Below are 21,724 nucleotides of genomic sequence, written 5' to 3'. Positions count from 1 at the left end.
ATGGACTCCCTGAACTCACTGATGGACGGTTTCGGAACCGCCCTCACCCCGCTCAACCTGCTGTGGGCCGCCCTCGGCGTCCTGCTCGGCACCGCCATCGGCGTCCTGCCCGGCATCGGCCCGGCGATGGCGGTCGCGCTGCTGCTCCCGGTGACGTACGGACTCGAACCCACCGGCGCCTTCATCATGTTCGCCGGCATCTACTACGGCGCGATGTTCGGCGGCTCGACCACCTCGATCCTGCTCAACACCCCCGGCGAGAGCGCCGCGGTGGTCGCCGCCATGGAGGGCCACCCGATGGCCAGGTCGGGACGCGGCGCACAAGCGCTCGCCGCCGCCGCCATCGGGCACTTCGCGGGCGGCATGATCGGCACGATCCTGCTGGTCGCCCTGGCCCCCGCGGTCGCCGCGCTCGCCGTGGACATCGGCGCGCCCGACTACTTCGCCATCATGGTGCTGGCGTTCATCGCGGTCACCTCCGTGCTGGGCTCCTCCCGCATCCGGGGCCTCGCCTCGCTCCTCATCGGCCTGACCATCGGGCTCGTCGGCCTCGACCAGATGACGGGCCAGTCCCGTCTCACCTTCGGCTCGCTCGAACTCGCCGACGGGGTGGACGTGGTGATCGTCGCGGTCGGCCTCTTCGCGATCGGCGAGGCGCTGTGGGTCGCCGCCCATCTGCGGCGCGGAGGCGTGGAGGCGATTCCGGTCGGCCGCCCGTGGCTCGGGAAGGCGGACGTCAGACGCACCTGGAAGTCCTGGCTGCGCGGGCCGCTGATCGGCTTCCCGTTCGGCGCGATCCCGGCGGGCGGGGCCGAGATCCCGACCTTCCTGTCGTACGTCACGGAGAAGCGGCTCTCGAAGCACCGCGAGGAGTTCGGCAAGGGCGCCATCGAGGGCGTCGCGGGCCCGGAGTCGGCGGCCTCGGCCTCGGCGGCCGGAACCCTGGTCTCCATGCTCACCCTGGGCCTGCCGACCACCGCCGTCGCGGCCGTGATGCTGGCCGCCTTCCAGCAGTACGGCATCCAGCCGGGGCCGCTGCTCTTCGAGCGGGAGCCGGAGCTGGTGTGGGGGCTCATCGCCTCGCTGTTCGTCGGCATGGTGCTGCTGCTCGCGCTGAACCTGCCGCTCGCCCCGCTGTGGGCGAAGCTGCTGCGGATTCCGCGCCCCTACCTGTACGCGGGCATCCTCTTCTTCGCCTCGGTCGGCGCGTACGCGGTCGGCGGCGAGGCGCTGGACCTGGTGGTGCTGCTGATCATCGGCCTGATCGGGTTCGGGATGCGGCGGTACGGGCTGCCGGTGCTGCCCGCCGTCATCGGTGTCATCCTCGGCCCGGCCGCCGAACAGCAACTGCGCCGGGCGCTCCAGATCAGCGACGGCAGCGTGACGGGGCTGGTCGACACGCCCTTCTCGGTCACCGTGTACGTGATCGTGCTGCTGCTCCTGTCCTGGCCGCTGCTGAAGAGGCTGCCCTTCCTGCGGCGGGGGGCGGACGCGTGACACCGTCCCGCTGGGGGGTGGGGGCGGCGGAGCCGGATGCCGCCGCCCCCGGCGCGAGCGCTAGCGGCCGGCCAGCAGGCCGGTGAACTCCGGGGTGCGGGCCGCCCGTTCGAGCACGTCCAGGGTGCGCGCGGCCTCCGCCGCCGCCCGCGGGTCGCGTACGGCGAGCCCGCTCGCGGCGAACTCGTCCTCGTCCAGGCGCAGGACCTCCGTGCCGTCCGCCGACCGCCACAGGTCCAGGTCCAGGTCCTCGACCTCCACGGTCACCGCCGTCCCGTCGGCGTCGACGACGGCGGGCCGGGCCACGTCGCAGTACCACCCCTTCAGGCGGCCGTCCGCGGCCCTCACCTCCTTCACCGCGTACCAGCGGTCCCGCCAGTAGTGCTCCACGAAGACGTCACCGGGCTCGAACCGCACGAACCCGAAGTCCTTGACGGTCTCCCGCGCCCAGGCGGCCCGCACCACCAGGTGGGTGCCGTCGTCGGAGAGCAGCTCCGCCGGGTACCGGATCTTCAGCTTCCCCGCCTTGGTGAGCGCGACCTGGGCGGTGCGTGCGGGGTCAGCCGAGGGGGCGGACATATTCGACCTCCGTGGTGCCGTGGGCGTACCCGAGCCAGGTGTTGACGGCCCGCATGGGCCCGTTCGTGTCGTCGTTGCTGGTGACGGCCAGCCGGTGGCCCGTCGCACAGGCCTTGCGCAGGGAGTGGGACTTCACCGCCTTCGCCAGGCCCAGCCCGCGGAAGTCCCGGCGGACACCGGTCATCCCGGACCGGTAGCGGTCCTCGCCGTCCGACTGGGCCGTGGTGAAGGCGGCGATCCGTCCGTCGGGGGCGACGGCGACGCTGGACAGGCCGCGGTCGTGCAGCGGGTCGTTCCAGTCGTGGGCGAGCCAGTCCGCGTAGTCGTCCAGCACCCACCCCACGGAACCGGGCTCGTCCAGCACCACCTCGGCGTCCGCGTCGAACAGGGCGCGCGGGTCGTCGCCGAGGAAGGACGTGTCGCGCAGCTCGAACCCGGCCGGCAGCGGCGGCGCGTCGGGCAGGGTGGCGGTCGTCAGGTCCAGCCCCAGGTAGTGCAGCGCGTGCCCGGTGGGCTCCCAGCCGCGCTTCTCGGCGAAGGACCGGCCCCGCTCGTCCAGCGCCCAGACCCGCAGGGCGCGCGCCCCGGCCCGTGCCGTCTGCTCCTCGGCCGCCCGCAGCAGGGCCGCACCGATGCCCTGCCCCAGGTGGGCGGGGTGCACCAGCACCACGGCGAAGCCCTGGCCGGGCTGCTTGGCCTGATGGTCGATGCCGGCCCGCAGCACGCCGACGACGCGGCCGCCCGCGCCGTCCTCGGCGAGGGTGAGCCGGTAGTGGGAGTCCGGGTGGGCGTCGGTCACCCCGTTCTCGACGGCCTCGGCGGTGGAGAGGTTGAAGGGGAGCAGCAGGCGCCGCAGGTGCAGGACGGACTCGGCGTCGTCGGTGCGGGGGCGGTAGTCGCGCAGGATCACGGTCATCGGCGCTGAGACTATGCAGGGGCGCCATGGGCCACAATGCGTTTTGTGACCCTCAAGATTGTCGTGGACTCCGAAGACGCCGTCGCCCCGTACGAGCAGGTGCGCGCCCAGATCTCGCAGCAGGCCCGCGCCGGGACCCTGCCGGTCGGCCACAAGCTGCCCACGGTACGGGGCCTGGCCGCCGACCTGGGCCTCGCCGCGAACACGGTGGCGAAGGCGTACCGGGCGCTGGAGGGCGACGGGGTGATCGAGACGCGGGGACGCAACGGGACGTTCGTGGCGGCGGCCGGGGACGCGGCGGCCCGCGAGGCGGCGCAGGCGGCCGGGGAATTCGCCGCCCGGGCCCGCCGGCTCGGCCTGACCCGCGAGGCCGCCCTCGCCGCCGCCGAACAGGCCCTGCGGGCGGCGTACGCGGACCGGGCCCCGGATTCGCGGGGCCGCACCCGTCAGAGGTAGAGGCCCGCGTCGGGGGAGTGGCCGGGCCCCTGGACGCCCGCCGGGGCCACGCCCCGGCGCAGCGCGTACAGCTCCGCCAGCGTGGTGCCCTCGCGGCCCACGCCCTCCTCCGTGCCCAGCCAGGCGACCGACTCCGCCCGGGTCAGCGGGCCGACCTCGATCCGGGCCAGGCAGCGGCCGGGGCGGACCACCGCCGGGTGCAGCCGCTCCAGGTCCTCGTTGGTGGTGACGCCGACCAGGACGTTGCGCCCCTGCCCCAGCAGCCCGTCCGTCAGGTTCAGCAACCGCGAGAGCGCCTGCCCCGCCGTGTGCTTGGCCTCGCCCCGGATCAGTTCGTCGCAGTCCTCCAGGAGCAGCAGCCGCCACCGGGACTTGCCCGTCACCCCGTCGTCCTCGCCGATGGCGATGTCCATCAGGTAGCCGACGTCGTTGAAGAGCCGCTCCGGGTCCAGTACGCAGTCCACCTGGCACCAGTCCCGCCACGACCGGGCCAGCGTCCGCAGCGCGGAGGTCTTGCCCGTCCCCGGCGGCCCGTGCAGGAGCAGCAGCCGGCCCGCGATGTCGTCCGGCGTCACCTTCATCAGCCGGTCCATCGCGTCGGCCACCGGCGCCGTGTAGTTCGGCCGCACCTCCTGCCAGGTCCCGGCCGAGATCTGCCGGGTCGTGCGGTGCGGGCCGCGCCGGGGGGACACGTACCAGAAACCCATGGTCACGGCCTCGGGCTGCGGTTCGGGTTCGTCCTGCGCGCCGTCCGCCGTCGCGTCCAGGACCTTGGCGGCCAGCTCGGGGGAGGTGGCCGTGACCGTGATGTCGGCGCCCCGGTTCCACCGGGACACCAGCAGCGTCCACCCCTCGCCCTCGGCGAGGGTCGCGCTGCGGTCGTCGTCCTTGGCCGCGCGCAGCACCGTCGCGCCGGACGGCAGGAGCGGGGCCCCGGACCGTACGCGGTCGACGGACCGGCTGTGCGCGTACGGCTGCTCGCCCGTGGCGAACCGGCCCAGGAACAGGGCGTCCACCACGTCCGACGGCGAGTCCGAGTCGTCGACGTTCAACCGGATGGGCAGCGCGGACTCCGGACCGGCCGGCCCGCCGGCACTTCCGGGCCCCTCACGATTCGCGCGGTTCGCAGACATGCCGCACATGATCCGGCACCCGCCCGCCCCGCGCACGGACTTTTCCCCCTTCCCGCCGCACCCGACGAGGTCCACGCATACCCGCCCGCGATGTCAACTCCCGGCGTTACCCTGGCAGGTGATGGGACGTCATGGGTGGAACCCCGGGGCACGGCGGTGGCGCCTCGCCGCGCTGATCGGCGTCGGCACGGTCGCGCTCGCACTCGTGCTGACCATGTGCACGGTCTGGCCCCGGGACCCCGGCGGAGCCGGCCCGGGCGGCACGACCAGCGACGGGGCGAAGGTCCACGGCACCCCGGCGCCCCGCCCCGGCGCCCCGGAGCCGGAACTGGGCTGGGGCTTCACCCACACCCAGTACAGCGCCGACGCGGGCGGGACCGCCGCCCGCGGGCGCGCCGAGAAGCTCCTCGCCGCGTACCGGCTCCCGCAGATCCAGCACCTCATGGGCTGGGGCTCCGACAACCCCGAACCCGCCCCCGGCCGCTACCGGTTCGGCGCGATGGACAGCCGGATCGACCTGGTCCGCAGGACCGGCGGCACGCCCGTCGTCACCCTGTGCTGCGCCCCCGACTGGATGAAGGGAGGCCGCGCGGGGGAGGACGGCACCGACTGGTCGCAGGAGGCCCTGGAGACCGCGCCCCGCCCCGAGCACTACGCCGACTTCGCCAGGCTCGCCGGGGTGGTGGCCCGCCGCTACCCGGACGTGAAGCACTTCATCGTGTGGAACGAGTTCAAGGGCTTCTTCGACGACGACGCCAAACGCTGGGACCACGAGGGCTACACCCGGCTCTACAACCTGGTGCACGCCGAACTGAAGAAGGTGGACAAGGACATCCTGGTCGGCGGCCCCTACCTCGTCATGGACAGCCTCGACCCCCGCGCCACCGAGCACGCCTCCGCCCTGAAGGGGCCCTGGGGCACCGTCGACCAGCGCTCCCTCGACGCCTTCAGGTACTGGAACGAGCACAAGAGCGGCGCGGACTTCGTCGTCGTCGACGGCTCCAGCTACACCAAGGACGACGAACTGCTGCCGTCCGAGGCCGCCGCCACCGACAAGTTCACCGCCGTCAGCCGCTGGGTGCGGCAGCAGACCGGGGGGAAGCTGCCGCTCTGGTGGGCGGAGTACTACGTCGAGCCGGGCGACGCCCAGGACGAGCGCGACGACTGGAGCGAGCCGCGCCGGGCCGCCGTCCACGCGGCCGGCATGGTCGCCCTCGCCAAGGGCGGCACCACCACCGCCTTCTACTGGAACCCCCAGAAGCAGGACGGGAAGTGCGCGGGCTGCCTCTGGACGCCCACCCAGCAGGCGGACGGCGGACGCGAGTTGCCCCTGCTGAAGCTCATCTCCCGGTTCGCGGAGGAGTTCCCGCCGGGCACCCGCTACGACGACACGGTGCGGGTCGCCCCGGACGGCGCGCCGGACGTCCGCGTCCTCGCCGACGACACGACCGTCCTCGTCGTGAACACCGCCGACCGCGCCGTCCGGGCCGAGGTCGACGGCCGGTCCCTCGACCTGGCCCCGTACGGCATCCGCTGGCTCACCCGCTGACGGGGGCCGCCGGGGCGCTCAGGCCCACACCCCCGAGAGCGTCAACAGCCGCATCACCAGTGCCGCCAGCAGCACCGCCAGCAGCGGCAGCGCGAACCAGAACGTCGACTGCATCCACTGGAGCTTCCGCGCGCTCTCCGGCCGGCCGACCCGCACCACCTCCCGCGCCGACAGCAGCACGATCAGCGCCAGCGCCGCCAGCGCGCCCACCACCGACCACGGCGTCCACGTCACCCGCGGCCCGGCCGGGCCCGGCTGCGCCTCCGCCACCGGCCCCGCGGGCTGCTTCCGCAGCGCGTACAGCGTGGCGTCCGCGTTCGACAGCACCCGCGTCAGCTCCGGGCGCGCGTCCAGGTTCGCCAGCAGCCGCCGCTCCCAGTCCGCGGCGTACCCCGAGTCCATCCGGAGGTAGATCGCCTGGCTGCGGTTGACCATGAGGTACGAGCGGGGGCCCGCGTCCTTCAGGGCCTTGACCAGCGACGCCACCAGCACCGGGTCGCGCGGGGCCGCCGTGGGTTCGTACTGGACCTTCTCCATGTCGCGGGCGCCCCACGGGATCGCGGGCGTGACGTTCTCCTCGACGTCGCTGCTCATCCACAGCAGCCGCGCCGTCGGCTCGTCGTGCGCGTACACGTACTCCATCGCCGCGACCTCGCCCGCCCGCACCTGCTCGAACGCCTCGTTGCCCCACCGCGCCACCAGGAACCCGCCGATCAGCACGAGCCCCGCCAGCAGCGCGGCGAGCGGGGCCGGGCTGGTGCGGTCGGCGTCCCGTTCGGCCCGGGTCGCCCCGGTGCGGGGGAAGAAGCCGAGACCGGCGAGCAGGGCCGCGCCGGGCAGTGCGAACAGGAACACGCGCAGCGCCATCTCCCCGCCGTACGACTGCATGCCCAGCATCAGGAAGGGGACGAAGGCCAGCACGGCCAGCGAGCGTTCGGCGTACCCCGCGAAACGCCGCCGCGAGATGCCCCAGCAGGCCAGCGCCATCACCCCGCCGGCCAGCGCCACCCGTACGTACAGCACCAGCTTGTGGGTGGAGCTGCCGCCCTCGATGCGGCCCGCGACCGACGAGGACACGTTGTCGCCCAGCCCGCCGATCCCGCCGAAGAGCTCGGCGAAGTGCCCCGACCAGTACGGCTCGGCGAAGTACCCGATCCACACCGCCAGCAGCACCGCGAAGAGCAGCGGCAGCCCGCGCAGCGTGCACCGGCGCACCATCACCAGCACCATCAGCACCCCCAGCATCACGAAGGGGGTGAGCTGGTGTGCCGGGACCGTCCCCGCGAAGACCGCGACGAGCACGACGAGCAGCGTCGCCTTCTCGCGCCGGCCCGCCGCCGCCACCTCCGCCTCGCCGGGCCGCCGCCTGGTCCACAGGACGCGCGGCTCGCGGAACCAGACCAGCAGGATCGCCACGAAGGCCAGGTAGAGGAGGTACGTGTAACCCTGCGGCGAGAAGTAGTCCTGGCCGACCCAGCCGCTCAGCACGAAGAACCAGGCGCCCGTCCACTTCGCCCGCCAGCTCGCCCGCAGCGACTTCAGCAGGAGGAACAGCGGTGCCAGGCAGAGGAGTTGCAGGGCCAGGGGCCACCAGCGGACGACCGGTGACAGGTCGGAGATCCCGCAGGCCTCGGCCACGAACGCCGCCGCCGCGAAGAACCCGGGCCAGCTCCACCTGGCGTCCAGGTCCGGCACGGCGGTGCCGGTGCGGTCGATGTAGTCGAGGAAGCCGAGGTGCTGCCACGCCGTCGGGAAGCGCGGCACGTCCTCCAGCACGGCCGGCAGCGCGTGCAGGGACACCACCGTCGCCAGCAGACCCGCCGCGAGCAGCACGGTCCTCGGCCGCTCGAACCACAGCAGCGACGCGAACGACACCGCGAGCAGCCCCGCACCGGCCAGCGTGGCGAGCGGCAGCACGGAGACCAGCCCGAGCCCGCCGACCCGGTCCAGGTCGGCCGCGTCGACTCCGCGCAGGGGCAGCCAGTACAGCAGCAGCGCCGTCAACAGCAGCCCGCCGAGCAGGAGTTCCCGCGTTCGCCCGCGCAGCGAGGACGGCGTGCGCCGGGCGGCCGGGGGCGCGGGCTTCTCGCTCATGTCCAGGGACGGCTCGGCGACGGGGGTCGAGGCGGGCGAGGAGGGCGGGAAGGGCTCCGGGGCGGAGGTGGCGGATGCGGTCGGTGTGGTGGGCGTGACGGGTGCGCTCTCCTCCGGGGCGGGCTCCGGGGCGGATTCCGCGGCGGGCCCCGGGGCGGCTTCGGGCGAGGGCTCCGAGGCGCTTTCCGGGGCATGGTCGGGCGCGGCGGCCGGGGTGCGTTCCGGGGCCGGTGCCGGTTCCTCCGCCGCCCGCGCGGGCGTCTTCACCGCCCAGGCCGGTCCGCGTACGTCGGGCCTGCGCTCCAGGTGGTCGAAGTCCGCGGCCGTGCCCAGCGGCAGCGTCGTCGCGTCCCCGAGCGCACCGCGCAGCGACCGCCGCGGCTCCCCGTCGGCGGTCGCGTCCTGCGCGAGCGCGTCCTCCGCCACCGGCTCCGCGGGCCGGCGTACGACTCCGTACAGCTTGACGGCGGCGACCGCCGCGATCACCGCGAGGCTCGACACCTCGGCGACGCCCGCGCCCGTCAGCCCCAGCCGGGGCAGCAGGACCAGCGTCAGCCCCAGCACCAGCGCGCACAACGCGCCCTGGAGCCAGGCGAGCCCGCTGGTGCGGCTCTGCGCCCGCAGCACCGCGAAGTACACCTCGATGACCACTCGCAGCAGCGCCCCCACCGCGAACCAGCGCAGCAGCGGAGTGGCGGCCTCCGCGTACCCGGCGCCGAAGACGCGCAGGATGTACGGCGCGCCGAAGAACAGCACGGCCGCCACCGGCACCATCAGCTTCGCCATCTTGCGCAGCGAGGCCCGGCAGTTGCGGGCCAGCGACGCCGGGTCGTGCGCGCCCTCGACCGTGAGCGAGGCGCCCATGTTGATGGCGAGCAGATTGACCGTGCCGCCGATGGTGGTCGTGATGTAGAAGTACGCGTTGTCCGCCGGGGGGACCTGGGAGGCGACGATCACCGGCACCAGGTACACCACGGCCAGCGAGAAGAGCGAGCCCGTGTAGTCACCGGCCAGGAAGCGCCCCATCTGCCGCAGCGACGGCGGCTCCGCGAGCCCCTCGGTCGCCGCCGCATGGCGCGGCACCAGCCTGCGGAACACCAGGATCCCCAGCGGAACCACGGACACCGAGATCGCCGCGACCCACGACACGAAGACGCCCGCCGTCGGCACCGAGGCCGCGATCAGCACGAGCAGCAGCAGCTTCACCGCCGAGAAGACGGTGTTGCCGACCGGCACCCACAGCGCGCTGCGCAGCCCGGTCAGCACCCCGTCCTGGAGGGTGAGCAGCGACCACAGGACGACCGCGAGCACGAACCCGAGCCCGTTCAGCGGCCCGTGCAGGAACCGGTACGAGGGCCCCCAGAAGTCCAGCGTGAGCAGGAAGGTCCCGGCCGCCACCGCGACGACCAGCGAACTTCCCGCGTACGTACGGAGGACCAGCCGCCCGGTGCGTCGGCCCGACACCGGGATGAACCGCGCCATCGCGCCCGTGAGGGTGAGCGCGGTCAGTCCCGCGAGCAGTTTCATCGCGGCGATCGCCGCCGACCCCTGACCGACCGCCTCGGGCGTGTAGTAGCGCGCGGCGGCCAGCCAGAAGCTCAGGCCGAGGAGCGCGCTGACGCCCGTGTTGAGCATCAGCGCGTAGGCGTTGCGGAACAGGGGGCTCCCGTTCCCCGGCCCCCTCTCCCCGGCGGGGGGCTTTCCGGGGAACTTCCCGGGCAGCCCGCCGGGGAGCCGCAGCCGGCGTCCCGCCGGTGCCGGGGCGCGGACCGCCCCGTTCTCCCCGGTGCCGTCCTCGGTCCGGGCGGTGGTCGTGTCAGACACGGCGGGCTCCCGCCTCCCGCGCACGCGTGTCCCGCACGATCCGCACCGCCGACCGGGACCTGCGCACCACCGCGTACCCCCGGGTCAGCGCGCGCTCCCTGGCGACGTCGCGGTAGGTGCCCGCACCCTCGACCATCCGCTCGAACCGGTCCAGCGGCGTGCCGCGCCGCACCGTGACGCGGCGCAGCGCGAACGGGCCCTGCGGGCGTGCCGCCAGGTCGTTGTTGACGGCGAGGGCCTGCGCGTAACCGGCGTCGCGGACGGCGGCGCGCACCCGGCGGCTGGAGTAGCCGTACGGGTAGGCGAACGAGTCCGGCGCCCGGCCCAGCTCGTCGGCGACCAGCTCCCGGCAGCGCAGCAGCTCGAACCGCAGCCGTTCGTCGGGGAGCTGGTCGAGCTGGGGGTGGCTGTGGCTGTGCCCGCCGATCTCCGTGCCGGCGTCCCGCAGGGCCCGCACCTGGTCCCAGTCGAGCATGGCGTCCAGGGCGCCCCCTTCCTCGTACCGCCCCCGGAGCCAGCCCGTGGTGACGAACAGGCTGCTGCGGAAACCGTGCCCGGCCAGGACCGGCAGGGCGTGCCGGTGCACGCCCTCGTACCCGTCGTCGAAGGTGATCAGCACCGGCTTCGGCGGCAGCACGGCGCGCCCCGGCCGCCAGGCCGCGCCCAGTTCCCGCGTGGTGAGGGGGGTGAAGCCGTTCGCGGCGAGCACGCCCATCTGCGCGGCGAAGGCCTCCGGCGAGACGGAGAGCCCGTACGCGGCCCGCGCGGGCCGGCGCCCGACCGCGTGGTACATCAGGATCGGCACCCGTGCGCCGTGGGCCTGCGGCCCCTGCCGCCCCTGTGGCCCTTGTGCCCCCTGGAAGCCCCGTGCCGCTCCCGCCGTGGTGCTGCTGCCGCTCATTCCCGCGTCGCCCCCTCGCGTCCCTCGCTCTCCCCGCCCGCGCCGTCCTCCCGCGCCCCGGGAAGGCCCGCGGCCGGCGCGACGGCGACCGGCGCGACCGGGATCGGCGCGACCGTGATGTTCCCGCCTCCCCTGCGGGCCCGGACGCTGCCGAGTACGTACCCTCCCGCCGCCGCTGCCACTCCGGTCACGATGGCGCCCGCCCGGCCCGCGCCGCCCGGCCGCAGCAGCGCCGCGTCGCGCAGGCCGCGCAGGACGCCCCGGGGGAGCACCCGCGTGGTGTACCGGCGCTCGGACTCGAGTCCCCTGCCCGCGCCGACACGATGCGCCACGAGCGCCTTGGACAGGCCCTCCGCGTACGTCCGGGTGCGGAAGTAGCCGAAGCCCTCCCGTGCCCCGGGCACCTTGTGGTGGATCACCGCGCGGTCGTCGATGATCAGCACCGCGTCGGGCAGGGCCTTCGACAGCCGGATGCACAGCTCCGTCTCCTCGCAGCCCAGCGGCCGCCTGTCGCCGTCGCGGCCGATGCCGGTGGCGAAGCCGCCCGCCGCGTCGAAGGCCTCCCTGCGGAAGGAGGCGTTGCCCCCCAGCACGTTGCGCACCCGCACCTTCCCCTCGGGCAGGCCCTTGTACGTACAGCCGACGACCCAGTCGAACTCCTCCGGGAACCAGGCCGGGCGGCCGCCCGAGGCCCAGGCGGGCACCGTGCGGCCGCCGACGGCCATGACGCGCGGGTCGGCGTACCCGGCGGCGAAGTGGCGCAGCCAGTCGCGCTCGGCGACGGCGTCGTCGTCGAGGAAGGCGACGAACTCGCCGAGGGCGGCGGCGATCCCCGTGTTGCGGCCGGCGGACAGGCCGCGGGGGCCCGCGTTGGCGAGCACCCGCACCGGTCGCGCGCTGTCCTGGTACTCCTTCGCCAGGCGCTCCAGCAGCGTGGGGTTGTGGTCCACGACCAGCAGCGTCTCCAGCGCCGCGAGGGACTGCGCGTGCACCGAGGAGACCGCCGCGAGGATGTCCTCCCAGCGGTCCTCGGTGTACACGCAGATCACCACGGAGAAACCGTGGGAGAACCGTGCGCTCAAGACGCCTCGCTCCGGCCGATGATCCGGCGCGGCGCCACCACGGGCAGCGGGGCGCGGCGGCGGCCGTGCCGCTTGCCGTGCTCCTTGAGGATCACCCTGAGCACGCGCAGCCCGTCGCGGACCGCGCTGAGGTTGCTCATGCCGTGGATGCGCTCGAACTCGTGGCTGGGTATCTCCTGCACGCGCAGGCCGGCCTTGACGACCCGGATGTTCATCAGGGTCTCCACCTCGAACCCGGTGCAGTCGAGGTCGATCTTGTCGAGGCAGTGCCGCCAGAAGGCGTTGTAGCCGTAGCACAGGTCGGTGTAGCGGGCGCCGAACTTCTTGTTGACGACCGTGCACAGCACCCAGTTGCCCAGCTTGCGGACGGGCGTCATGTCGTCGGTGCCGCCGCCGTTCGCGAAGCGCGAGCCCTTGGCGAAGTCCGCGCCGGAGACGAGCGCGGAGACGAAGGCGACGATCTCGTGGCCGTCGGCGCTGCCGTCCGCGTCGACCATCACGATGATGTCGCCCGTGCACGCGGCGAATCCCGCGATGAGCGCGTCGCCCTTGCCCTTTCCGGTCTGTTTCACGACGACGACGTCCGGGCGCAGTTCCCGGGCGACGGCGACCGTGTTGTCGGTGGAATTCCCGTCGACGAGAACGACTTCGTGAATCCATTCCGGCAGTGTCTTGAAGACGTACGGAAGGTTCTCCGCCTCGTTCATGGCGGGAATGACCACGCTGACCGGCGGCGTGATGGCGAGGTGCGAAGAGATGGGACGGTACTTCAGGCTTTTCTTGATCGCGCCGTGCCGGCTGTTTCCGTTTGTGGACGGTTCGCCGAGCGGATCCTGCCCCGGTACCGCGGGTCGGAGAAACGAGCTCATGAGTCTTTTCCCTCTCCACCGGTGGACCGCCCGCCCCCGGGCGGTCCGGATGAGTTTCCGGTTTGAAAGGGGGGTCGCACACCCGGCCATGACGGAATGGAACTCCGTGCACGTGCTCTCTTGCTTTCCGTCCTGACCGGGCGAGCCGGTTGTCGCTCTGCGCGGAACGTGCCTCGGCACGGCGTGCGACCAGCGGACTGCACGCGTCGACCGAGCACGGCACCCCCCTGCCGCGCTTCCGCTCCCGGCCGTGCTCGCGACGCTTGAGCCCTCCCCTAGAGTCGCTGTGCTCGATGGCCGGTTGCGGGTGATGTACGACGGTATTGACGATGGGGACCTTATGGCAAGACCTGGAACGCAGGCTCGCTTTTTTGTGACTTCGGCCGTTCTTCGACGGTCACATCCGGAACCGTCCCGATCGGATTTCGCCGATCCGTTTCAGTAATCTGTCCGCCGGTGCGAACAGTTCAGGCCGTTCCGCCACCGTGTTCCGCACGGCCCGTACGGGTGCGCGGTGTGCCCGGTGGCCGAACGCGACGGGGTGACGGCGCATCACCCATCCCTCGGCGACCACGATCTCCCTGGTCTTGAGGGAATCCTTGTATTCTTTCCGGCCGCGCCCCAGGTCGATGTGGGCGATGCCCTCGGAGGCCGCCGATTCCGCGATCTTGAGCTGCATCAGCAGACCCGGCGAGTACGTCGCGAAATCCGGGTCGTACGCCGGAAACCAATTCGCGATGATCCTTTCCGAGCGCAGTCCGAAGTGCGCGGCAACGGGCCGTCCGGCCGCGTACAGCACCGACAGCAGCCCCGTGAAGGAATCGCCGCGGGTGTGGAAGAGCTGCTCGACCAGGCGGACGATCCAGTCCTGCGCGAAGCGGTCGGAGCGGCCCGTCCTGCGGTACTGCGCGGACTTCCAGCGCATCAGCGTCGCCAGCATCGCCGGGTCCCGCTCGTCGTGCACGTACCGCACCTCGCCGACCCGGCGCGCCAGCCTGCGCTCCTTGGCGAGCGTGGTCTTGAGGAACTTCGGGGCGTGCGTGCGCAGATGGTCCAGGTATACGTCGTACCCGTCGAGCGTGTCGATCACCGGCGAGGCGAATCTGCCGGTCGCACCGGTCTCGAACCCCGTCTGGCCCGGGGCGAGATGGTCGAATTCCCACACCGCGAGCCCGCAGGCCCGCAGCAGCTCCCGTGCGTCCCAGGTGAACCCGGGCCGGTGCACGATCCCCTGGCTGTCGGAGACGCCCAGGCCCAGGGCCCGGCCCACGCCGGCCGGGGACCGCTGGTGCGCGAAGAACGCGACCGGCTCGTCCCCCTCCCGCACCACGGCGATCCGCACCCCGCGCCGGCACCGGCCCAGCGCCAGCGCGAACTCGGGGGAGAGGAAGGGGTTCGCCAGCTCCGGTGAGCCGTGCAGATGCGCCTTGGCCTGGAGTGCCGTCCAGGCCGCCCGGTCCGCCGACGACAGCTCGCCGGGGCGGTGGACGGTGATACGGGAGCCGTTCACGTCAGGGTGCCCGCCTTCCGGTCGTACGGCCGCCTCGGCGGCCCAGCAGCGTGAGCGCGGATCTCAGCAGGAACAGCAGGACGCTGACCGCGGCCACGGCCGCGATCCCGCCCCTGATCGACCACAGGTGCGTGGCCAGCATCGCCTGTGCGACGAGCAGGTTGAGTGCGAGTGCCGCTACTGTCGACGCCACCGCGCGGCCCAGCGGTTCCAGTCCGCGAAGCCAGCCGGCCACGGCGAGGGCGGGCGCGAGAACCAGGAACACCACCGTGCACGGCGCGCGCAGGGGAGTCGACAGGTCCGCGAAAGCCAGGACGGCTCCCGCGGCCGCCACGGCGAGGCCCGCCCCCGCCGCCAGCGGCAGGGCGTCGCGTCCCACCGCCGGACGCGGCCCGCGGTCCGCTTCGTCCGTTCCTGACGCTCCGTCATGCACGTGCTGGCTGGCCTGCATTGGCGACTTCGCCCCCCGACGCGCCGGATGCCGGACTTCAATGTCGCGCAGGCCGCGGAGCGCCGTCAAGGATGCGTAGGGGTTGTGAAGGAGATCCGCGCCCAATGTTCTTGGCATGAACACTACCGGCGAGTCACCAGGGCTGGTACGACATGTGGGACGGCTGCTCACCGTGAGGCGGCCCGCTCAGGGAGGTTCCATGAAACTGACCCGTTTCGCGGCGTACTCGGCCTCGTTCGCCCTCGCCGGAACCCTCGCCCTCACCGGGGCTGGTGCGGCGGGCGCGGCCCAGAAGGCCCAGGCCGTCGACTACGTCGCGCTCGGCGACTCCTACTCGTCGGGGGTCGGCGCAGGCAGCTACGACGGCTCCAGCTGCAAGCGCAGCTCCAAGGCCTACCCCGCCCTGTGGGCGGCGCGGAACGCCCCCGCCACCTTCAAGTTCGCCGCGTGCAGCGGCGCCCGCACCGGCGACGTCACCTCGGGCCAGCTGGGCTCGCTGAGCTCGGCCACCGACCTCGTCAGCATCACCGTCGGCGGCAACGACGCCGGGTTCGCCGACGTCATGACCACCTGCGTCCTCCAGGGCGAGGCCGCCTGCATCAGACGCGTCAACCAGGCCCGCGCCTACGTCGACTCCACCCTCCCCGGCCAGCTCGACTCCGTCTACAACGGCATCAAGGCCAAGGCGCCCGCGGCCCGCGTCGTCGTCCTCGGCTACCCCCGCTTCTACAAGATCAACGGCACCTGCTCGGTCGGTCTCAGCGAGAAGTCCCGCACCGCCATCAACAACGCCTCCGACTACCTCAACACCGCCACCGCCAAGCGCGCCGCCGACCACGGCTTCGCCTTCGCCGGGGTCGCCGCCGCCTTCTCCGGCCACGAGATATGCACCCCCACCCCCTGGCTGCACAGCCTCAACTGGAGCAACATAGGCGAGTCCTACCACCCCACCGCCGCGGGCCAGTCCGGCGGCTACCTCCCGGTCATGAACTCCGCGGCCTGACCCCGCGTCCCGTACGTCGCGCCGCCGTCGGCCGTCGCCGGCGGCGGCGTGGCCGTCCCGCCCGACCCGTTCTGCCCGTCGGTGGCGGCCGGGGTCTCCTTCTCGCAGGTCACCGTGAACGCCACGGCGCCGGAGTCCACCGACTTCGGACTGCGCACCTTCACCCGGACCGTGTCCTTCCAGACCTCGTCCTGCTTGTACGTCCCCTCCGTGTGACGCACCCGCTGCGTCAGGGTGCCGGCGGCGAAGGCCGCCTTCAGCCACTCGCCCCCGCTGGTCTCCCCGCTCCCCGTCGTCCACTGGTACTCCACGTCGGCGGGAGCGCGCCCCACGGTGATCGTCGCCGTGAACGTCGGCAGCGCGTCCGGGGGCGGCGGGCACTTCCCCGTGTAGCTGTCGCGCACCGCGTGCACGGACACCTTCACGGTCTGCTCCGGGGGCGGCGCGGTCGTACCGCCGCCGCTGCCGTCGGCGGTGGAGCCGTCGCCGGTCGTGGTGCTGCTTCCGGTGGCGTCGCCGCTGCCGCCGGTGCTCCCCGTGGTCGGACCGCCGCCGGTGCCGGTGCTCCCGGTGGAACCGGTGCCGGAGTCCGTGCCGCCGCTGCCGGTCTGCCCGTTCGTGGTTCCGGCGGTGGCGCCGGCGGTGGTGCCGGGGTCGTCCTTCCTGGTGAACGCGTACACCAGGCCCGCGACCGCCAGCACCAGCACCGCGACGCCGAGCGCCAGGACGGCCACCGGGCGCCGGGGCCGGTCCTGCGCCGGACTCATCGCCGTCCGCCCGCCCGCCGGACCGTACGCACCACTGGACGACCCCGGCCCCGGCACCGGAAGGGGCGCCGGCCGCGGCGCGGGCGTCGGCTCCGGGCGGTAGGGGGTCGACCCCGTGACGGTCGGGCTGCTGTGCACCCCGCCGGTGGCGGTCGCCGTGCCGCCCGCCGCCACGACCCGCAGCAGCCGCTCCGCCTCCGCGCCCGGCATCCGCCGCGCCGGGTCCTTGCGCAGCAGCCCCTCGATCACCGGCCGCAGCGCCCCCGCCCTGCCCGGCGGCGGCAGTTCCTCGTCCACCACCGCCCGCAGCGTGGACAGCGGGGTGTCGTGGCGGAACGGCGAGTTCCCCTCCACCGCGGCGTACAGCAGCACCCCGAGCGACCACAGGTCCGACTCGGGTCCGGGGGTGCGCCCCAGCGCCCGCTCGGGCGCCAGGAACTCCGGGGACCCGATCAGCTCGCCCGTCATCGTCAGCGCGGAGGTCCCCTCGACCGTCGCGATGCCGAAGTCGGTCAGCACGATCCGCCCGTCGCTCCCCACGAGTACGTTGCCCGGCTTGACGTCCCGGTGCAGCACGCCGGCCTCGTGCGCGGCCCGGAGCGCGGCGAGCACCTCCGCGCCGATGTGCGCGGCCCGCTGCGGGGGGAGCGCCCCCTCGGCGTCCAGGACGTCGGACAGGCTCAGGCCCCGGACCAGTTCCATCACGATCCACGGGCGGCCGTCCTCGGCGGCCACGTCGTACACCGTCACGACGTTGCGGTGCGCGATCCGGGCCGCCGCCCACGCCTCGCGTTCCAGCCGGGCGTAGAGCCGGGACTGGTCGGTGCCGCCGAGCCCGGCCGGCGCGCGCACCTCCTTCACGGCGACCTCGCGGCCCAGCACCTCGTCGCGGGCCCGCCAGACGACGCCCATGCCGCCCTGCCCCAAGGGGGCCAGAAGGCGGTATCGGCCCGCCACCACCCTGTCCTCGCCCGGCACTTCTGTCACAGGACGCATCCCCCGATCCGCAAGCGAGCGGCATCATGGTCGAAACCCTTCCAAGCTAGCTCAACTGGGCCCTCCTGCCGCCCCCTTGGACCATCACGGTCCGTCAACACGGTTTCGGCTGTGATGAATCCCCCGGGCGGGATACATGTGTGTCATGACGGGGAGATAGGGTTAACCTGCCCGGTGACGGGTGCCCTCGTACGGGTGGGGAGTGACATGGAACAGATAACGGTGCGCAGCAGGCCCCGGGTGCCTGCCATCACATGCGGGAGCAGTGCGACCAGCACGCGGCTCGACCGCCATCTCGCGGTGCTCGGCGGTCCTGCCGTCCCACTGCGTGAGACGGCCGAGGCCACGATGCTGATGCGGGAGCTGACCTCGCGCGAGGTGCCGCGCACACGCAACACCAGCAGGGGGACGCGCATCTCGCGCGTCTCGCTGTTCGCGCCGCTCAAGCGGCTCCGCCGGTCCCTGTTCGGCAACCGCGGCTGACGCGGCGGCCGAACCGGCGACACAGGCGGGTTCGTCCCGCGGTACACGATGAGCCGTCCCACGTGCCCGTCCCGTCATTCCCGGGGCAGTGGGGCGGCTTCGTGCTGCCCGGACGCCGCCCGCACCGCGGTCCACCGCGCGGGCCGCTCCCGCCGCTTCAGAGCAGCGCGAACTGCCCGCCCGGCCCCTCCTCGTGATGGTCCAGCACCGACGCGGGCCGCCGCGCCGCCGCCGGCGCCGGCAGCACGCCCGCCCCGGCCAGCTCCTCGCGCGAGATCTCCCCGCTGAACTCCCGCTCCCCGCCCGACAGTTCCGCGTACAGCGCCAGCACCGTCACCAGCTCCAGCAGCTCCGAGGACCACTCCTTGGGCCACGCCGCCGGCCGTACCGCCTCCAGCGTGCCCGGCGACGCCTCGGCGGTGCGCACCGCGAACCACCGTTCCAGCACCCGCACCCCGCCCACCTCGAAGGTCCAGGCGGCCTCCGGCACCGGGGAGATCCGGCCCGTACCGCCGATGAGCAGGGCCGATTCCGCACGGTCGTACGCGAGGGAGCCGGGCCGCGCCGGGACCGCCGCCCGCACGTAGGGCCGGTGGCCGCCGGGGAGGCGCGGGCGTTCGCCGCCCCGCGCGCCGCGCAGCAGCAGGGTGCGCAGCCGGTGCCCCCGCTCCAGCCCGTGCCGCCAGGCCGCCGGGTCCCGGGGGAGCGGCACGACAGCGCCCCGGGGCGAGGGACGGGCGGCGGCCAGCGCCCAGGCCGCGACGTCCTCGGGGGCGACCTCGCACCCGTACCGCGTGCCGAGGAAGTCCGTCAGGCCCGGGGCCAGGTTCGGCTCCAGGCCGCCGGGCCTGCGGTACAGGGGCCGGACGCGGCCGGGCCGTCCGGCGGGGGAGTGTCCGTCGGGCAGCAGCGCGGTGGCCAGCACGGCGGGTCCGGCCGCCCCGGGAACGTAACCCTGTTCGACGGTGAAGAGCTGCCGCGTGCCGTCCAGGACCCGCCACACCTCCGGGCGCGCGACGTCGATGAGCCGGTGGTCGGGGATCAGCCACTGCTCGTCGAAGGGGCCGTGCAGGACGCGCACCGGCTCCGGGCAGCGGCCCCGCTCGGCGGCGAAGCACGTGGTGGCGGTGCGCTGCCCCGGCAGCGCGGCCACCGAGGTCCGCGGGGTGCGGGCCCGGGTGGGCGCGAAGAGCGCCTCCCGGGCCTCGGGCGTACCCGCCCCGGTCACCGCCTCCCAACGGGCCCGCAGCGACGCGGGGTCGGGCCCGCGCACCCAGCCGCGGCCCAGCCGCAGCGGCGGCACGGACCACGGCATGAGGTCGTCGAGCAGCAGGGGATCGCGCGCGGTACCGGCAACATCGCTCACGCCCCGCATCGTAGGCACAGACGCGCACGGCCCCTACGGCGTCGGCGACTCCACCGTCACCGAGAAGGAGAACCGGTCGCCCCGGTAGCGGATCCGCGCCACGTCCACGACCCGCCCGTCCGCGTCGTAGGTGACGCCCGTGTAGTGCAAGATCGGCGAGCACAGCGGCACCTTCAGCAGTTCCGCCGTCTCCGGGTCGGCGAGGCGGGCCTCGATGGTGTCGGTGATGCGGCTGATGCGCACGCCGACGATGTCGCGCAGCACCTTGGTCATCGGCCAGCGCTCCAGGTCGTCGGCCCTCAGCCGGTCGGCGAACTCCGGACGCACCGCGTTCTCCGCCCAGTTGGTGGGCTCGCCGCTGTCGCTGTCACGGCGCAGCCTGCGGTACGTCAGGACCTCGGCCACGTCGGGGAAGTGCTCGGCGAGATCGCCGGGCACCGGCACCGGGCCGTGGCCGAGCAGGGTCGTCGGCTCGCCCGACTGCTGCGCCACGACCGCGTCGATCGAGCCGATGAGGCGGCGCGGGGCGCCCCGCCTGGCCCCCGGCTCGATGAACGTGCCCCGTCTGCGGTGCCTGCTGATCAGGCCCTCCGACTCCAGCTCCTTGAGCGCCTGGCGCATGGTCAGCACGCTCACCCCGTAGTGCGCGGCGAGCTGCTCCTCGGTGGGCAGCCGCAGCGAGGCGTCGGGGGTGCGGCCCAGTATCGAGGCGCGCAGCGACTGGGAGACCTGGTACCAGAGCGGCAGCTTCCGGTTCAGGACGAGGGAGTCGGGGGCGAAGGCGGTCACCTGGAGGTCTCCCGGTCAGCGGTTACGGTCGGAAGTGTCGTTGAAGACCCTGCCACACGTCGTCGTACGCGGACTGGAGGTGACCGGCGTTCGCGGCCTGTCCGGTCGCGGTGACCGGCCAGCGGGTCTCGAACATGAACGCGAGCCCGTCGTCGATCTTCTGCGGCTTCAGCTCGGCGGCGCTGGCCCGGTCGAAGGTCTCCCGGTCGGGCCCGTGCGCGGACATCATGTTGTGCAGCGAGCCGCCGCCGGGCACGAACCCCCCCTCTCCAGCGGTCTTGGCGTCGTACGCGCCCTCGATGAGGCCCATGTACTCGCTCATGACGTTGCGGTGGAAGTACGGCGGGCGGAAGGTGTCCTCGCCGACCAGCCAGCGCGGCGCGAACACGACGAAGTCCACGCCCGCGAGGCCGGGGGTGTCGGACGGCGAGGTCAGCACCGTGAAGATCGACGGGTCCGGGTGGTCGTACGAGATGGACCCGATGACGTTGAAGCGGTGCAGGTCGTAGACGTACGGCACGTGGTTGCCGTGCCAGGCGACCACGTCGAGCGGGGAGTGGTCGTAGGTGGCCGACCAGAGGTTGCCGCAGAACTTGTTGACCACCTCGACCGGGCCCTCGACCTCCTCGTACGCGGCCACCGGCGCGCGGAAGTCCCGGGCGTTGGCCAGGCCGTTGGCGCCGATGGGCCCGAGGTCGGGGAGCTGGAAGGGGGCCCCGTAGTTCTCGCAGACGTAACCGCGGGCGGTGGCGTCGAGCAGTTCCACCCGGAAGCGGACGCCGCGCGGGATCAGCGCCACCTCGCCGGGCTCCGCGCGCAGCAGGCCGAACTCGGTGCGCAGCAGCAGCCCGCCGTGCTCGGGGACGATCAGCAGTTCGCCGTCGGAGTCGCTGAACACCCGCCGGAGCATGGGGGAGTCGGCGTGGTAGAGGTGGATCGCCATGCCGGAGCGCTGGGTGGCGTCGCCGTTGCCGCCGAGCGTCCACAGGCCGGCCAGGAAGTCCGTGCCGGGGGCCGGGGCGGGGAGCGGGTTCCAGCGCAGCCGGTTGGGGTCGGGGACGGTCTCGGTGAAGGGGGCGCTGCGCAGGCCGCCGTTGTCGACGCGCACGAAGGCGGGGTGCGCGGCGGAGGGGCGGACCCGGTAGAGCCAGGAGCGGCGGTTGTGCGCGCGGGGCTCGGTGAAGGCGCTGCCGCTGAGCTGCTCCGCGTACAGGCCGAGGGGGGCGCGCTGCGGCGAGTTCCGGCCGTCGGGGAGCGCCCCGGGAACGGCTTCCGAGCTGTGTTCGTTGCCGAAGCCCGAGGAGTAGGCCAGGCCCTCCGCGGCCTTGCGTGCCGCTTCGACGTGCCGGTCCGTGCCGTTGCCGCTCATCGTCCGCTCCTGGGAAAGAGGTGGGGCTCGAAAGGGAAGGGTGGGACGCGTAAGCAATCCTATGGCTGACAGTAGGATTGTGCGCCCCGG

General features: G+C 73.5%; 18 protein-coding genes. 5 read left to right on the top strand and 13 right to left on the bottom strand.

What is annotated here, in order from left to right; translation table 11 throughout:
- Positions 1 to 1,497, top strand: a complete 1,497-nt coding sequence (locus ACIP93_RS21230) for a tripartite tricarboxylate transporter permease (protein ID WP_345224482.1) — start codon at positions 1 to 3, stop codon at positions 1,495 to 1,497.
- A gap of 60 nt (positions 1,498 to 1,557) precedes the next feature.
- On the opposite strand, the gene ACIP93_RS21225 is transcribed toward ACIP93_RS21230, so the two are convergent.
- Both ACIP93_RS21225 and ACIP93_RS21220 read right to left on the bottom strand, forming a co-directional pair.
- Positions 1,558 to 2,076 (bottom strand): DUF402 domain-containing protein, encoded by a 519-nt coding sequence (locus ACIP93_RS21225; protein ID WP_401760946.1) that lies wholly within the window; start codon positions 2,074 to 2,076, stop codon positions 1,558 to 1,560.
- Entirely contained in the window at positions 2,057 to 2,992 is a 936-nt protein-coding gene (locus ACIP93_RS21220; protein WP_401760944.1) for a GNAT family N-acetyltransferase, read from the bottom strand. The genes ACIP93_RS21225 and ACIP93_RS21220 overlap by 20 nt, the downstream gene beginning before the upstream one ends.
- 45 nt (positions 2,993 to 3,037) lie before the next feature.
- On the opposite strand from ACIP93_RS21220, the gene ACIP93_RS21215 reads away from it, so the two are divergent.
- The gene (locus ACIP93_RS21215; RefSeq protein WP_345224490.1) at positions 3,038 to 3,448 is read left to right on the top strand and encodes a GntR family transcriptional regulator; all 411 of its coding nucleotides are present in this window, start codon (positions 3,038 to 3,040) and stop codon (positions 3,446 to 3,448) included.
- On the opposite strand, the gene ACIP93_RS21210 is transcribed toward ACIP93_RS21215, so the two are convergent.
- Positions 3,439 to 4,581 (bottom strand): DUF5925 domain-containing protein, encoded by a 1,143-nt coding sequence (locus ACIP93_RS21210; RefSeq protein WP_401760943.1) that lies wholly within the window; start codon positions 4,579 to 4,581, stop codon positions 3,439 to 3,441. The two genes, ACIP93_RS21215 and ACIP93_RS21210, sit on opposite strands and share 10 nt — an antisense overlap.
- 121 nt (positions 4,582 to 4,702) lie before the next feature.
- Between ACIP93_RS21210 and ACIP93_RS21205 the strand changes: the two genes are divergently transcribed.
- Complete coding sequence (locus ACIP93_RS21205) at positions 4,703 to 6,130, top strand: xylan 1,4-beta-xylosidase (RefSeq protein ID WP_401760941.1); 1,428 nt, start codon at positions 4,703 to 4,705, stop codon at positions 6,128 to 6,130.
- An 18-nt stretch (positions 6,131 to 6,148) separates the two neighbouring features.
- Here the strand turns inward: ACIP93_RS21205 and ACIP93_RS21200 are convergent, their stop codons facing one another.
- The 6 genes from ACIP93_RS21200 to ACIP93_RS21175 form a co-directional block, all read right to left on the bottom strand.
- Complete coding sequence (locus tag ACIP93_RS21200; protein ID WP_401760939.1) at positions 6,149 to 10,048, bottom strand: lipopolysaccharide biosynthesis protein; 3,900 nt, start codon at positions 10,046 to 10,048, stop codon at positions 6,149 to 6,151.
- Complete coding sequence (locus ACIP93_RS21195; protein WP_401760937.1) at positions 10,041 to 10,949, bottom strand: polysaccharide deacetylase family protein; 909 nt, start codon at positions 10,947 to 10,949, stop codon at positions 10,041 to 10,043. Before ACIP93_RS21195 ends, ACIP93_RS21200 begins: the two co-directional genes overlap by 8 nt.
- Positions 10,946 to 11,998: a glycosyltransferase family 2 protein gene (locus ACIP93_RS21190; RefSeq protein ID WP_401761035.1), complete on the bottom strand. Its 1,053-nt coding sequence runs from the start codon at positions 11,996 to 11,998 to the stop codon at positions 10,946 to 10,948. Before ACIP93_RS21190 ends, ACIP93_RS21195 begins: the two co-directional genes overlap by 4 nt.
- Positions 11,999 to 12,027: 29 nt before the next feature.
- A complete protein-coding gene (locus ACIP93_RS21185; protein ID WP_401760935.1) occupies positions 12,028 to 12,900 on the bottom strand; it encodes a glycosyltransferase family 2 protein in 873 nt (290 codons plus the stop codon).
- Positions 12,901 to 13,297: 397 nt separating this feature from the next.
- A complete protein-coding gene (locus ACIP93_RS21180; RefSeq protein WP_401760933.1) occupies positions 13,298 to 14,410 on the bottom strand; it encodes a GNAT family N-acetyltransferase in 1,113 nt (370 codons plus the stop codon).
- A gap of 1 nt (position 14,411) precedes the next feature.
- Entirely contained in the window at positions 14,412 to 14,789 is a 378-nt protein-coding gene (locus tag ACIP93_RS21175; RefSeq protein WP_345224503.1) for a hypothetical protein, read from the bottom strand.
- A 271-nt stretch (positions 14,790 to 15,060) separates the two neighbouring features.
- Here ACIP93_RS21175 and ACIP93_RS21170 point away from each other — a divergent pair, with 271 nt between their 5' ends.
- Complete coding sequence (locus ACIP93_RS21170; RefSeq protein WP_401760931.1) at positions 15,061 to 15,864, top strand: SGNH/GDSL hydrolase family protein; 804 nt, start codon at positions 15,061 to 15,063, stop codon at positions 15,862 to 15,864.
- Here ACIP93_RS21170 and ACIP93_RS21165 read toward each other — a convergent pair.
- The gene (locus ACIP93_RS21165) at positions 15,834 to 17,627 is read right to left on the bottom strand and encodes a protein kinase (RefSeq protein ID WP_401760930.1); all 1,794 of its coding nucleotides are present in this window, start codon (positions 17,625 to 17,627) and stop codon (positions 15,834 to 15,836) included. The two genes, ACIP93_RS21170 and ACIP93_RS21165, sit on opposite strands and share 31 nt — an antisense overlap.
- 207 nt (positions 17,628 to 17,834) lie before the next feature.
- Between ACIP93_RS21165 and ACIP93_RS21160 the strand changes: the two genes are divergently transcribed.
- Entirely contained in the window at positions 17,835 to 18,110 is a 276-nt protein-coding gene (locus ACIP93_RS21160) for a hypothetical protein (protein ID WP_345224510.1), read from the top strand.
- Positions 18,111 to 18,267: 157 nt separating this feature from the next.
- On the opposite strand, the gene ACIP93_RS21155 is transcribed toward ACIP93_RS21160, so the two are convergent.
- The 3 genes from ACIP93_RS21155 to hmgA are packed head-to-tail and all read right to left on the bottom strand — an operon-like array spanning position 18,268 to position 21,634.
- On the bottom strand, positions 18,268 to 19,485 hold the full coding sequence (locus ACIP93_RS21155) for a type ISP restriction/modification enzyme (protein WP_401761033.1): 1,218 nt from the start codon (positions 19,483 to 19,485) through the stop codon (positions 18,268 to 18,270).
- Positions 19,486 to 19,509: 24 nt separating this feature from the next.
- Positions 19,510 to 20,265 (bottom strand): GntR family transcriptional regulator, encoded by a 756-nt coding sequence (locus ACIP93_RS21150; protein ID WP_345224514.1) that lies wholly within the window; start codon positions 20,263 to 20,265, stop codon positions 19,510 to 19,512.
- A 22-nt stretch (positions 20,266 to 20,287) separates the two neighbouring features.
- Entirely contained in the window at positions 20,288 to 21,634 is a 1,347-nt protein-coding gene (gene hmgA / locus ACIP93_RS21145) for a homogentisate 1,2-dioxygenase (protein WP_401760927.1), read from the bottom strand.
- Positions 21,635 to 21,724 lie beyond the last annotated feature (90 nt).

Origin of the sequence: Streptomyces sp. NPDC088745 (genome assembly GCF_044751045.1) — a bacterium.
In the GTDB taxonomy this organism is placed as follows: domain Bacteria; phylum Actinomycetota; class Actinomycetes; order Streptomycetales; family Streptomycetaceae; genus Streptomyces; species Streptomyces cremeus.
Note: the sequence above shows the minus strand (reverse complement) of the source record. Positions and strands in the feature narration are given on the sequence as shown.

Excerpts from the sequence above, each read along its gene's own strand:
- ACIP93_RS21225 (WP_401760946.1), bottom strand. The coding sequence starts at position 2,076 with ATGTCCGCCCCCTCGGCTGACCCCGCACGCACCGCCCAGGTCGCGCTC.
- ACIP93_RS21205 (WP_401760941.1), top strand. The coding sequence starts at position 4,703 with ATGGGACGTCATGGGTGGAACCCCGGGGCACGGCGGTGGCGCCTCGCC.
- ACIP93_RS21195 (WP_401760937.1), bottom strand. The coding sequence starts at position 10,949 with ATGAGCGGCAGCAGCACCACGGCGGGAGCGGCACGGGGCTTCCAGGGG.
- ACIP93_RS21160 (WP_345224510.1), top strand. The coding sequence starts at position 17,835 with ATGGAACAGATAACGGTGCGCAGCAGGCCCCGGGTGCCTGCCATCACA.
- ACIP93_RS21170 (WP_401760931.1), top strand. The coding sequence starts at position 15,061 with ATGAAACTGACCCGTTTCGCGGCGTACTCGGCCTCGTTCGCCCTCGCC.
- ACIP93_RS21220 (WP_401760944.1), bottom strand. The coding sequence starts at position 2,992 with ATGACCGTGATCCTGCGCGACTACCGCCCCCGCACCGACGACGCCGAG.
- ACIP93_RS21210 (WP_401760943.1), bottom strand. The coding sequence starts at position 4,581 with ATGTCTGCGAACCGCGCGAATCGTGAGGGGCCCGGAAGTGCCGGCGGG.
- ACIP93_RS21230 (WP_345224482.1), top strand. The coding sequence starts at position 1 with ATGGACTCCCTGAACTCACTGATGGACGGTTTCGGAACCGCCCTCACC.
- hmgA (WP_401760927.1), bottom strand. The coding sequence starts at position 21,634 with ATGAGCGGCAACGGCACGGACCGGCACGTCGAAGCGGCACGCAAGGCC.
- ACIP93_RS21165 (WP_401760930.1), bottom strand. The coding sequence starts at position 17,627 with ATGCGTCCTGTGACAGAAGTGCCGGGCGAGGACAGGGTGGTGGCGGGC.
- ACIP93_RS21155 (WP_401761033.1), bottom strand. The coding sequence starts at position 19,485 with ATGCGGGGCGTGAGCGATGTTGCCGGTACCGCGCGCGATCCCCTGCTG.
- ACIP93_RS21185 (WP_401760935.1), bottom strand. The coding sequence starts at position 12,900 with ATGAGCTCGTTTCTCCGACCCGCGGTACCGGGGCAGGATCCGCTCGGC.